This is a genomic window from Flavobacterium soyae, from assembly GCF_021245985.1.
Taxonomy (GTDB): Bacteria; Bacteroidota; Bacteroidia; order Flavobacteriales; family Flavobacteriaceae; genus Flavobacterium; species Flavobacterium soyae.
On the sequence record NZ_JAJQXA010000001.1, the window covers coordinates 382216 to 395422 of the forward strand.

Consider the following 13207-nt stretch of genomic DNA (forward strand, 5'->3'; position numbering starts at 1 on the left):
TCACGAATATCCTTTCTTCAAAAAACTATAAACTTCTATAAAAAATTATAGACTGTATTTAAGACCAAAAGTAAATCCTAGACCAGAGATTCCAACATAAGAACTAATATCATCAGTTGCTTTAGTATTATCAAAACCAGCAGCATTAGTTACTTTACTATTTGAAGTAGTATTAATTTGCTTTACATATCTAGTATGGCTTGCAGAATATGATGCATCTGCACGGAAAGCTGTAGGAGTGTTTAATTTATCTACACCGTTTTCAGTATATATTTCTGTTTCTTTTGTTTTTCCGTGTACTGTAAAGTTACGGTATTCTAATTCAGCAAAAAGAGAAATATGTGTACCTAATTTATAAGATGTTCCTAATGCAGCAGTAAATCCAACTGTTGGATTTGGCTTAATAACATCTTTAGTATAAGTATTTGTTACTCCCGCAGGGTTAGTATACGTTCTGGTGGTTTCAATTTCTAAAGTGCCATGAACAGGAACAATAACCCCAACTTTAGTATAAGGCTCAAAACCATGAGTTTCTCCTAAAAACAAAACGATTGCTGGAGCAATATCAAAAGCTTCAAGTTTTCCTACCGCTTTACCAGTTGCAAAAGTTGGTCCGGCCGCTACTAATCTATTTGTGGTTTGAACCATAGTTTTATCTGCGCTGTTAAAGTAATTAAATCCTAACTCAGCACCTAAACGCGGCGTAAAACGATATCCAGCGGTTAAACCTGTACGGAATCCTTGTCCAAAAGAACCATGATTAGTTTCTCTAGAAATTAAAGTCGTACCATCGGCAGCATAAACATCTGTATTAGGCAACGCTCCTGATACAGTTGGAAACTCGGCAGCAGCAGTTTGGATAAAATAAGATCCTCCCAATTTAAAATACCAGCTTTCTGGTTTGTCTGTTTTTTCTGTCTGCGCCATTGTAGCGATAGAGCAAACTAATAGTCCTAATAAAAATAGGTTCTTTTTCATAATTCTGATTTAATTAATTTATACAAACTTAGAATTTTTTAACATATTCTTATAATTTGCATTGTTAGACTTGGAACGAAATCGTTGTAATTTTGGGCAATATTACTAAAAAAGTATTATGCATGCATAATTTTAACTTAAAAAAAATACATTCCATTAAATTTTAACTGTTAAAATTTAATTCAGTTTGAAATTTACCTGCATTTTCTCTAATTCCTGAAGAAGTTCAGTACAAATCCTAACTTTTAACCTTCTGCTTGGCATCGTTAATTTTGTTACGACTTTTACTTCTTCGACTTCTTTTACTTCCTGCATTTTAGCTTCTCCGGCAACAGTTTCGTTATCTTCATTTACATCTTCAAAAACGGCATCATCATTTCCTTCAAACTCACTGGTGGTTTCAACCTCGACTAAACGCTTTACATTTTCGATTTCCATAATCTCAAAACTCACAGAATTATCTCCTTTATTTTCATTAAACAATTGGCTTAATCTATGAATAAATTCAGTTTGTAAATCTTTGATATCTAATAAAAGAATCAGTTTTTTAGCAAATGCTTCCAGAATATCCTGTAATTGCCGCACCTCAACAAACTGCATTCTTGGATCTGATTTTTTACCTGTATCATGATTTACCCAGCCATCTTTTATCAATATTTTTAAGTAGGCGAAATTATTCTGAATCAGGAAATGGCGGAATTTTAAATATTCTTCACCAAAAATTTTAAACTCATAACTCTCGTCATATCCTTCCAGATTAAATACAGCCCAGCCTTTTCCATTTTTGGCTACACGATGCTGTACATTATTAATGATTCCGGCAAAGTTTAGATTTTTACCTACATATTCATTCATGCTTTTCAACACTTCTAATCGGGCATTGCAGAAGTATTTCATCTCAAATCTAAAATCATCAAGCGGATGTCCGGAAATATAAATCCCAACCACCTCTTTTTCCTTAGCTAGTTTTTCCATTGTACTCCAGTCCTCACATGGCGGTACAACCGGTTCTGCAATCTGCACTTCGCTGGTTTCTCCAAATAAACTTACTTGCGATGAATTTTCATTTTCCTGAAATTTCGATCCGTAACGCATCGCTTTTTCGTAAAATGTAATTCCGTCGCCATCATCATGGAAATATTGCGCTCTTGTAGTTCCTTCAAAAGAATCGAAACCTCCCGCAAGTGCTAAATTTTCGATTGCTTTTTTATTGGCAGCACGCAGATCGATTCGCTTTGCCAAATCAAAAATGGATTTATATCTTCCGTCTTTTCTGTTTTCTACGATTGTTTCAACGGCTCCGGAACCAACACCTTTAATAGCACCCATTCCAAAACGAACGGCATAATTATCATTTACCGTAAATTTATAGTACGATTCGTTTACGTCCGGGCCTAAAACCTGTAATCCCATACGTTTACATTCTTCCATAAAAAACGAAACCTGTTTGATATCGTTCATGTTATTCGAAAGAACCGCCGCCATATATTCGGCAGGATAATGTGCTTTTAGATATGCCGTTTGATACGCAATCCACGCATAACAAGTCGAGTGCGATTTGTTGAAGGCATAACTCGCAAAAGCTTCCCAGTCTTTCCAGATTTTCTCCAGAATTTTGGCATCATGGCCCTTTTCTGCCGCCTGCTCCACAAACTTAGGCTTCATTTTATCCAGTACATCTTTTTGTTTTTTACCCATTGCCTTACGCAAAACGTCGGCCTCACCCTTTGTAAATCCTGCCAAAGACTGAGACAAAAGCATTACCTGCTCTTGGTAAACCGTAATTCCGTAGGTTTCAGAAAGATATTCGGCACAGGCATCTAAATCGTACTTGATTTCCTCGTCACCGTTTTTTCTTCGAACGAAAGACGGAATATACTCCAAAGGTCCCGGACGATACAAGGCATTCATGGCAATTAAATCTCCAAAAACCGTTGGCTTTAGATCTTTCATGTATTTCTGCATTCCGGGTGACTCGTATTGGAAGATTCCAACCGTTTCACCTCTTTGGAAAAGTGCATACGTTTCTTCGTCATCAATTGGAAACGTGTCTGGATCCAAATCAATTCCTGTTCTGTATTTTACCAGTTTAACGGTATCTTTTATCAGCGTAAGGGTCTTCAGACCCAGGAAGTCCATTTTCAGCAGTCCAGCACTTTCTGCAACCGAGTTATCAAACTGTGTTACATATAAATCAGAATCTTTTGCCGTTGTAACAGGAACGTAATTCGTAATATCCGATGGCGTAATGATAACCCCACAAGCGTGAATTCCCGTATTACGCATCGATCCTTCAAGGATTTTTGCCTGCTGAATGGTTTCTCCTGCCAAATCATCTTCGTTGGCAATGGCAATTAATTCTTTTACATTATCAAATTCGTCCGAACGAAGTGCTTTTTTTACTTCCTCTTCGCTTTCAGAAATAAAACGCGCCAAATTCCATTTTGACGGCATCATTCCCGGAATCAGTTTTGCAATTCTATCAGCTTCAAACAACGGTAAATCCAGTACACGCGCCGTATCACGAATTGCCGATTTGGTTGCCATTTTACCATAAGTGATAATCTGTGCTACCTGTTTTTGACCATATTTATTAATTACATAATCCATTACACGTCCACGACCCTCATCATCAAAGTCGATATCAATATCGGGCATCGATACACGGTCAGGATTTAGGAAACGCTCAAAAAGTAAATCGTATTTAATGGGGTCAATATTGGTAATTCCTAGACAATACGCAACGGCTGAACCCGCTGCAGATCCACGACCGGGACCTACCGAAACGTCCATTTTTCTTGCTTCGGCAATGAAATCCTGAACAATCAAAAAGTAACCCGGATATCCTGAATTCGAAATCGTCAATAATTCAAAATCCAAACGCTCCTGAATTGATTCGGTAATTTCGCCATAACGTCTTTTAGCACCTTCCATGGTAAGGTGTCGCAAGTATTTATTTTCCCCTCTTACACCACCGTCTTCTTCATCTTCAGGAACTATAAATTCGTCGGGAATATCAAATTTTGGAAGCAATACATCTCGGTAAAGCGAATATCCTTCGACCTTATCAATAATTTCCTGAATGTTGATAATTGCTTCGGGCAGGTCAGAAAAGAGTTTTTTCATCTCCTCTTCTGACTTGAAATAATATTCCTGATTTGGAAGCCCATAACGATAACCACGTCCGCGTCCGATGGGTGTTGCCTGCTTTTCTCCGTCTTTTACACAAAGTAAAATATCGTGTGCATTGGCATCTTCTTTATTTAAATAATAGGTATTATTTGTCGCAATTAATTTGACATTGTGTTTTTGCGAAAATTCAATCAGGGTTTTGTTGACACGATTTTCGTCTTCCTGATTGTGGCGCATTATTTCCAAATAGAAATCGTCGCCAAATTGTTCCTTCCACCAAACTAAAGCTTCTTCAGCTTGGTTTTCACCAATGTTCAGGATTTTACTTGGAATTTCTCCATATAAATTCCCAGACAAAACCATGATCTCTTCTTTGTATTTTTCAACAATCGCACGGTCAATCCTCGGCACATAATAAAATCCATCAGTGTAGGCAATCGAAGCCATTTTGGCCAGATTATGATAACCTGCTTTGTTTTTAGCCAGCAAAACAACCTGATAACCGTTGTCTTTTTTACTTTTATCTAAATGGTTTTCACAAATATTAAACTCGCAGCCTACAATTGGTTTTACCTCAGTTTCGGTTGGCTCTTCTCCCGCTTCAACCAAAGCTTTATTTTTTCCAGATGCTGCTTTGTTGTGGTTCATAACGGCGCTCACAAAGTGAAAAGCCCCCATCATGTTTCCCGTATCGGTCATGGCAACGGCCGGCATTCCGTTTTTGGCTGCAGCTGCCACAATATTTCCAATTCCGATAGTCGATTGCAAAACCGAAAACTGGGTATGATTGTGTAAATGTGCAAATTTTGCTGCTTTAAAATCTGCTTTATCAGATTCTGAAACGGTAGTTTGCTTATCGTCAACTTGCAAAGCTTTAAGCTGTTCTCTGATTTTATCAGAAGCTGCTTTTAAGTTGATATGTTTTAAACCAATAAGCTTAAACGGCTCTGAATTTCTTTCCTGAAATTCTTTGAAATAATCCTTCGGAACGTCTAATTCTTCTTTTGTAAAAACTTCTCTTCTAACCAACTCAAGGAAACAACGCGTAGTTGCCTCAACGTCGGCAGTTGCATTGTGCGCTTCCGCAAAAGGCTGGTCGAAAAGATAGCTGTGTAATTCCGTAAGAGTTGGAAGTTTGAATTTTCCCCCACGACCTCCGGGAAGCTGTAATAATGAAGCCGTAACTTCAGTACAGGTATCCAAAACTGGCATTGAACTCATTTGAGACTCTACTCCCATTCTATGGAATTCGGCACCCATAATATTAACGTCGAAACCTAAATTCTGTCCAACAATAAATTTGGTTTTACTTAAAGCGATATTGAATTTCTCTAAAACTTCTGCCAGCGAGATTCCATCGGCTTCAGCCAATTCAGTAGAGATTCCGTGAATACGTTCAGCATCATACGGAATATTAAATCCTTCTGGTTTTACCAAATAATCCTGATGCTCAATAAGCTGTCCCATTTCGTCATGAAGCTGCCACGCAATCTGAATACAGCGGGGCCAGTTATCAGAATCAGTAATTGGTGCATCCCAGCGCTTTGGTAATCCAGTTGTTTCGGTATCGAATATTAAATACATAAGTTTAAATAGCAAAAATTAAAGCTCCAAATTCCAAAACTTTTCCAATATAAACCTTTGATTATATGGAATCTAAAAAACTGCTCTATAGAAAATGGAGGAAGTTCAAATTTACGCTTTTTTTAGAGATAGAAAATAGATAATTTCTTAAAAAGACATTCTTATTTATTACTCAAATTTTCTCTTAAAAAGCATAAAATTTCATAAAATTACACTTCTTGGATGTCGTAGTATTTAGATGGTTTATTCAATCTAAATAACGCCTGAAAAACTCCTTTAAAAGCATTCAAAAACCAAAAAAGCATTCTTTTTACAAAGAAATCAAAACTAACAATTATTACTATTTTTATTGAATTTGTTACATTTTTTCAAATAAATTCTTATATTTTATAGTGATTATGAGGTAAATTTGCAAACTATTAAAACAAAAAACAATCAAAGAAAATTAAAGCTGAAAAAGAAAAACAAAGTCATTTTCTAAATCATTTTTCTGCCAAAATTAAAGCCGCAAAAGCGGTTTAGCAATTTGTATTTTAGTTTGGGTATCGTATATAATGAAATATCGAAATTGACGCCTTTGTATCTTTTTTTACTTTTGTTTTGCTATTATAATGAACAGGAAATTGCTGTGGTTATAGAAATTACAATTTAAAAAAATAAAAAATGAGTAAGACATTATTTGACAAAGTATGGGATTCACATGTAGTGCGTAAAATTGAAGATGGACCAGATGTGTTTTTTATTGACCGCCATTTCATTCATGAAGTTACGAGTCCTGTTGCTTTTTTAGGATTAAAATCAAGAGGTGTTAACGTTTTATACCCGCAACGTACTTTTGCAACTGCAGATCACAATACCCCAACTATAAACCAACATTTACCAGTTCAGGATCCTTTATCAGCAAATCAGCTCCAGGCTCTTGAAGATAATGCTGCCGAATACGGAATTTCGCACTGGGGATTAGGTCATCAAAAAAATGGTATTGTACACGTAGTTGGTCCTGAAAACGGAATTACTTTGCCAGGTGCTACTATTGTATGTGGGGATTCGCATACTTCTACTCACGGTGCTTTTGGTGCTATCGCTTTTGGTATCGGAACTTCTGAGGTTGAGATGGTGCTTTCTACTCAATGTATCATGCAGCCTAAACCAAAGAAAATGCGTATTAACGTAAATGGTCAATTAAGTAAAGGTGTTGGTCCAAAAGACGTTGCACTTTATATTATTGCTCAGTTAACTACTTCTGGGGGAACAGGTTATTTTGTTGAGTACGCCGGTGATGTTTTCGAAAACATGACTATGGAAGGCCGTATGACGGTTTGTAATTTAAGTATCGAAATGGGTGCGCGAGGCGGAATGATCGCTCCTGACCAAACTACTTTCGATTTCCTTGAAGGAAGATTATACGCTCCAAAAGGTGAAGCATGGACAAAAGCTGTTGAATACTGGAAAACTTTAAAAACGGATGCTGATGCTGTGTTTGATGCTGAATTAAACATCAAAGCAGAAGACATCGAACCAATGATTACTTACGGTACAAACCCAGGAATGGGAATTGGCATCACAAAACATATCCCAAGTGCAAAAGAAGTTGAGGGCGGTGAGGAAACTTACAAAAAATCTTTGGCTTACATGGGCTTCCATGAAGACGATGTAATGATCGGAAAACAAATCGACTACGTTTTCTTAGGAAGCTGTACAAACGGACGTATTGAAGATTTCAGGGCTTTCGCCGAAATTGTAAAAGGAAGAAAAAAAGCCGATAATGTTACCGCTTGGTTAGTTCCGGGTTCTCACGTTGTTGAAGCTCAGATTAAAGAAGAAGGGATTTTAGATATTCTTACTGAAGCTGGTTTCGTATTACGTCAGCCGGGCTGTTCAGCTTGTTTAGCAATGAACGATGATAAAGTTCCTGCCGGAAAATATGCGGTAAGTACTTCAAACAGAAACTTTGAAGGCCGTCAGGGTCCTGGTTCAAGAACGCTTTTAGCAAGTCCAATTATGGCTGCTGCTGCTGCGGTTACAGGAAAACTAACTGACCCGCGTGAATTATTTTAGATTGCAGAGTTTAGATTTTAGATTTCTCACTTTGTGAAATCTTCATCTAAATTTCTTCAAATAAAATTGATCAACATTATTTAATACAAAATATTTTTAGGTTCCGAGTTTAAGTTTTCAAAAGAAAATCTAAAATCTAAAATCTAAAATCTAAAATTCCAAAAAATGGCATACGATAAATTTACTATACTTACCAGCAGTGCAGTGCCACTGCCAATTGAAAACGTTGATACAGATCAAATTATTCCGGCTCGTTTCTTAAAAGCTACAAAACGTGAAGGTTTTGGAGACAACCTTTTTAGAGACTGGAGATACAACGGAGACGATACTCCTAAAGCTGATTTCGTTTTAAACGATTCTACTTATTCTGGAAAAATTTTGGTTGGAGGAAAAAACTTCGGTTCTGGATCTTCAAGAGAGCACGCTGCGTGGGCAGTTTACGATTACGGTTTTAGAGCAGTAGTTTCTAGTTTCTTTGCAGATATCTTCAAAGGAAACTGTTTAAATATTGGTGTTTTACCAGTACAAATCAGCCCGGAGTTTTCTGAAACTATTTTCAAAGCGATCGAAGCAGATCCTAAAACAGAATTAGAAATCAACTTGCCAAACCAAACTATTACTTTATTATCAACTGGTCAGCAGGAATCTTTTGCTATCAACGGATACAAAAAGAATAACATGATTAATGGTTTTGACGACATTGATTATTTACAAGATATGAAGGAAGATATTAAGGCTTTCGCCGATAAACTTCCTTACTAATAGAAAATCAGGTTCAGTCCTTTGAGACCCGACAGGTTTTTGAAACCTGTCGGGTCTTTATAAGTTAAAAAACCAAGACAACACAACAAAAATTTACCTTATAAAAAAGGAATTTAGAATATCAATATGGAAAAAAGAAAAATTGAAATAATGGATACGACGCTTCGTGATGGTGAACAAACCTCAGGAGTTTCATTTTCTGCTGCAGAAAAACTAACCATTGCGCAATTGTTGCTGGAGGAATTAAATATTGATAGAATCGAAATTGCTTCGGCGCGTGTGAGCGAAGGAGAATTTCAGGCCGTAAAAGGCATTACTTCATGGGCTGAAGAACGTGGTTATATTGACCGTATCGAAGTCCTTTCGTTTGTTGACGGCGGAGTTTCAATCGAATGGATGAAAAAAGCCGGTGCCAAAGTGCAGAATTTGTTGACCAAAGGCTCAATGAATCACTTAACACATCAGTTAAAAAAAACTCCTGAACAGCATTTTTCTGAAATCGCTCAAATCATTGCTTTAGCTAAAGAAAATAATATTGAAACGAATGTTTATTTAGAAGACTGGAGCAACGGAATGCGAAATTCTCCTGATTATGTTTTTCAATTTCTGGATTTCTTATCGACTCAGCCAATTAAAAGAATTTTACTTCCGGATACTTTAGGAGTTTTAATTCCGTCTTTGGCTTTTGAATTTATTTCTAAAATCAGAGCAAAATATCCGAATATTCATTTTGATTTCCATGCGCATAACGACTACGATTTAAGCGTAGCCAATGTCATGGAAGCTATAAAGGCCGGAATCAACGGACTTCATGTAACGGTAAACGGAATGGGAGAACGTGCCGGAAATGCACCGCTTGAAAGCACGGTTGCCGTTATAAATGATTATCTGCCAGAAGTAAGCATCAATATAAAAGAAACTTCTTTATATACAGTAAGTAAATTAGTTGAAACATTTACTGGATACAGAATTCCTGCAAACAAACCAATTGTGGGCGATAATGTTTTTACTCAAACTGCCGGAATACATGCCGATGGAGACAATAAAAACAACTTATATTTTAATGACCTTCTTCCTGAACGTTTTGGAAGAAAAAGAAAATATGCCTTAGGAAAAACTTCGGGCAAAGCTAATATCGAGAAAAATCTTCAGGAATTAGGTTTAAAACTAAACAACGAAGATTTGAAATTGGTTACCCAAAGAATCATCGAATTAGGCGACAAAAAAGAAACTGTTACTAAGGAAGATCTTCCATACATTATTTCAGATGTTTTGGACAGCCATACTTACGAAGAAAAAATAAAAATCGAGTCCTATATATTAGTACACTCAAAAGGAATGCGTCCATCAACTACTTTATGCCTAAAAATTGATGGCGAAATCATCGAAGAAAATGCGCAGGGAGACGGTCAGTTTGATGCTTTTATGAATGCTTTATCAAAGATTTACAAAAGCAAAAAACTAACACTTCCAAAATTGATCGATTACGCAGTTAGAATCCCGCCCGGAAGTAGTTCTGATGCGTTGTGCGAAACCATTATCACATGGGTAAACAACGGAAAAGAATTCAAAACAAGAGGATTAGATTCAGATCAAACCGTTGCAGCGATTATTGCAACACAAAAAATGTTGAATATAGTTACTTAATATAAGGGACAAAGGTTCAAAGTTGCAAAGGCACAGAGGTTTTTACCTGCTTTCAAAACTTTGAACCTTTGTTCCTCTGAACCTTGAATCTTAAAATAATAAATACTTAAAAAATGAAATTTAACATAGCCCTTTTAGCCGGAGACGGAATCGGACCAGAAGTAATAAATGAAGCTGTAAAAGTATCTGATGCTATTGCAAAAAAATTCAATCACGAAATAACCTGGACTCCTGCTTTGACCGGAGCCTGCGCAATTGACGCAGTTGGAGTTCCTTATCCAGACGAAACACACGAAGTTTGTATGAAAGCTGATGCTGTTTTATTTGGAGCTATCGGACACCCAAAATATGATAATGACCCAAGTGCCCCAGTTCGTCCTGAGCAAGGTTTATTGTTGATGCGTAAAAAATTAGGATTGTTTGCTAACGTACGTCCAACATTTACTTTTCCTTCTTTAATTGACAATTCTCCTTTAAAAAGAGAAAGAATTGAAGGAACTGATTTAGTTTTCTTAAGAGAATTAACAGGCGGAATTTACTTTGGAGAAAAAGGAAGAAAAGACAACGGAGATACTGCTTTTGACAATTGTGTTTATACTCGTGCAGAAGTGCAGCGTTTAGCTAAAAAAGGTTTCGAATTAGCTATGACAAGAAGTAAAAAATTATGCTGCGTTGACAAAGCAAACGTGCTGGAAACTTCACGTTTATGGAGAGAAACGGTTCAGGCAATGGAAAAAGATTATCCTGAAGTTACGGTTTCTTACGAATTTGTTGATGCTGTTGCAATGCGTTTGGTTCAATGGCCAAATTCTTATGATGTATTAATCACAGAAAATTTATTCGGAGACATCTTAACTGACGAAGCTTCTGTAATTTCTGGTTCAATGGGATTAATGCCTTCTGCTTCTGTTGGAGAGCACACTTCATTATACGAACCAATCCATGGATCTTACCCACAAGCAACTGGATTAAACATTGCAAATCCATTGGCAACTATTTTATCTGCTGCCATGATGTTTGAAGATGCATTTGGATTAAAAGCTGAAGCAGATGCTATTCGCGCTGTTGTAAACAAATCTTTAGAACAAGGAGTTGTTACCGAAGATTTAGCTCCAAAAGGATCAAAAGCTTACAAAACAAGCGAAGTTGGAGATTGGCTTGTTGCGAATTTATAGTTTATTTTGTTTCAGGTTTCAAGTTTCAGGTTATTGGAACGTGAAACCTGAAACTTGAAACAATAAAAACTGAAACAAAAAAAGGGATCAACTTTCATTGATCCCTTTTATATATTTAGAAAAAAATATTAATATCCTCCTCTGTTACCACCACGGTCATTTCCTCCGCGGTTGTTTCCGTAACCTCCGCGAGAATCACCTCCACGGTTGTTATTGAAGCTTCTTCTTTCACCTTCAGGTTTTGGTTCAGATTTATTAACAACAATTGTACGACCTTGAACAGTAGCTCCGTTCAATTCATCAATTGCTTTTTGAGCTTCAGCATCGTTTGGCATCTCAACAAAACCAAAACCTTTGCTTCTTCCAGTAAACTTATCAGTGATAATTTTAACTGAATCTACTGCTCCATAAGCCTCGAAAGACTCTCTTAAATCTGCTTCCTCAATACTGAATGGAAGGCTTCCAACAAAAATGTTCATATGTACTTATTTATAATAATGTAGCAAATGTAGTCTTATTTTTCTGTAATCTACTATATATTAGTTTATTTATGTTTTTATTTTGATTTTGAAAATCAGCTTAATAAAACTCGGTATTCGCAAAAAAGTTACATCTCATGAACAACATCGCTTACTTCAATCGGGACTTTATAAAAAACACCTTCTGTAAAGTTAATTTTTGGGTTCTCAGTATCGCTTTCATCTTCATTTATCGCAGTAAATTTAAATGTCCCCGAAATAGTATTATTATCGGTATCATAATCTGTAATAACAATTTGTCCGTTACCAATATTTGTTCCTGTAGAAAATGAAGACAATTCAGCCGGCAGCGTATTTTTGTAAGATGCTTTTGAAGTTTCATCGACTCCTAAAACAAAAGTTTGTTCTGCAGAAGAAGCAGCTTTCAAAATAACTTTTTCATACCCCAAAGATCCTTCAACAACTACAATTCCATTTGCACCAAAATAAGCTTTATAGGTCTGAGCTCTCCAGAAAACATTATTTTTCAGGGTTTGAAAAGCAGGATTATTAAATTTTACATCTTCTGTACAAGATGTAAGCAGTAATAAAAAGGATAAAAAGTAAAAATATTTTTTCATATATTAAGATGAATTTAATGCAAAAGTATCGCATTATGAGATAAGTGTTTAAAATTTAAAGTCAAAAAAAAGCTAAAAATCTGTCTTAAATATATTTAATACTTTTTGAAACGGATAATTGATAAAAAAATTATATCTTTGCGCCCTTAATTAACAGAGGTCGAGTACCTCAAAATTTAATCATAAGATTATGTCAGTAAAAATTAGATTACAAAGACACGGTAAAAAAGGAAAACCTTTTTACTGGGTTGTAGCTGCAGATGCACGCTCAAAAAGAGATGGTAAATACTTAGAGAAAATCGGTACTTACAATCCAAACACAAACCCAGCAACTGTTGAGTTAAACCTTGACAGCGCAGTTAAATGGTTACACAATGGTGCACAACCAACTGATACTGCCAGAGCAATCCTTTCTTACAAAGGTGCTTTATTGAAACACCACCTTGATGGAGGTATCCGTAAAGGAGCTTTAACTCAAGAGCAGGCAGATGCTAAATTAGCTGCTTGGTTAGAGGCTAAAGCTGGAAAAGTTGATGCTAAAAAAGATGGTTTATCAAAAGCGCAAGCTGATGTTAAAGCTAAAGCTTTAAAAGCTGAAAAAGAAGTTAATGCTAAACGTTTAGCTGCTGCAGCTAAGGCTGAAGCTGATGCTATCGCTGCTGCAACTCCTGCAGTTGAAGAAGAAGTTGCTGAAGTAGAAGCAGAAGCTGCTACTGAAGAAGAAGCTCCTGCTGCTGAAGAGAATAACGAAACAACTGAAGCATAATTTTAC

9 protein-coding genes are annotated in these 13207 nt (G+C 36.3%); 5 read left to right on the plus strand and 4 right to left on the minus strand.

Features of this window, described 5'->3' with window-relative positions; all coding sequences use genetic code 11:
- Positions 1–45 precede the first annotated feature (45 nt).
- Together LUU93_RS01645 and dnaE are read right to left on the minus strand one after the other, a co-directional pair.
- On the minus strand, positions 46–978 hold the full coding sequence (locus LUU93_RS01645) for an outer membrane beta-barrel protein (protein ID WP_232677547.1): 933 nt from the start codon (positions 976–978) through the stop codon (positions 46–48).
- A 177-nt stretch (positions 979–1155) separates the two neighbouring features.
- Positions 1156–5694, minus strand: a complete 4539-nt coding sequence (gene dnaE, locus LUU93_RS01650; protein ID WP_232677549.1) for a DNA polymerase III subunit alpha — start codon at positions 5692–5694, stop codon at positions 1156–1158.
- 663 nt (positions 5695–6357) lie between these two features.
- Between dnaE and leuC the strand changes: the two genes are divergently transcribed.
- The 4 genes from leuC to leuB all read left to right on the plus strand — a co-directional run bounded on the left by leuC (position 6358) and on the right by leuB (position 11336).
- Positions 6358–7752, plus strand: coding sequence for a 3-isopropylmalate dehydratase large subunit (gene leuC, locus LUU93_RS01655; protein WP_053471490.1), 1395 nt, complete (start codon positions 6358–6360; stop codon positions 7750–7752).
- 165 nt (positions 7753–7917) lie between these two features.
- A complete protein-coding gene (gene leuD / locus LUU93_RS01660) occupies positions 7918–8514 on the plus strand; it encodes a 3-isopropylmalate dehydratase small subunit (protein ID WP_232677551.1) in 597 nt (198 codons plus the stop codon).
- Between the two features lie 126 nt (positions 8515–8640).
- A complete protein-coding gene (locus LUU93_RS01665; protein WP_232677553.1) occupies positions 8641–10161 on the plus strand; it encodes a hydroxymethylglutaryl-CoA lyase-like TIM-barrel protein in 1521 nt (506 codons plus the stop codon).
- Positions 10162–10274: 113 nt separating this feature from the next.
- Positions 10275–11336 carry a 3-isopropylmalate dehydrogenase gene (gene leuB / locus LUU93_RS01670; protein ID WP_232677558.1) on the plus strand — a complete coding sequence of 354 codons (1062 nt, stop codon included), beginning with the start codon at positions 10275–10277 and terminating at the stop codon, positions 11334–11336.
- 128 nt (positions 11337–11464) lie between these two features.
- On the opposite strand, the gene rbp is transcribed toward leuB, so the two are convergent.
- Together rbp and LUU93_RS01680 are read right to left on the minus strand one after the other, a co-directional pair.
- Positions 11465–11815 carry an RNA-binding regulator gene (rbp, locus tag LUU93_RS01675; protein WP_089053747.1) on the minus strand — a complete coding sequence of 117 codons (351 nt, stop codon included), beginning with the start codon at positions 11813–11815 and terminating at the stop codon, positions 11465–11467.
- A gap of 128 nt (positions 11816–11943) precedes the next feature.
- On the minus strand, positions 11944–12435 hold the full coding sequence (locus tag LUU93_RS01680) for a DUF6252 domain-containing protein (RefSeq protein WP_232677559.1): 492 nt from the start codon (positions 12433–12435) through the stop codon (positions 11944–11946).
- 190 nt (positions 12436–12625) lie between these two features.
- Here LUU93_RS01680 and LUU93_RS01685 point away from each other — a divergent pair, with 190 nt between their 5' ends.
- The gene (locus LUU93_RS01685) at positions 12626–13201 is read left to right on the plus strand and encodes a 30S ribosomal protein S16 (RefSeq protein ID WP_232677560.1); all 576 of its coding nucleotides are present in this window, start codon (positions 12626–12628) and stop codon (positions 13199–13201) included.
- Positions 13202–13207 lie beyond the last annotated feature (6 nt).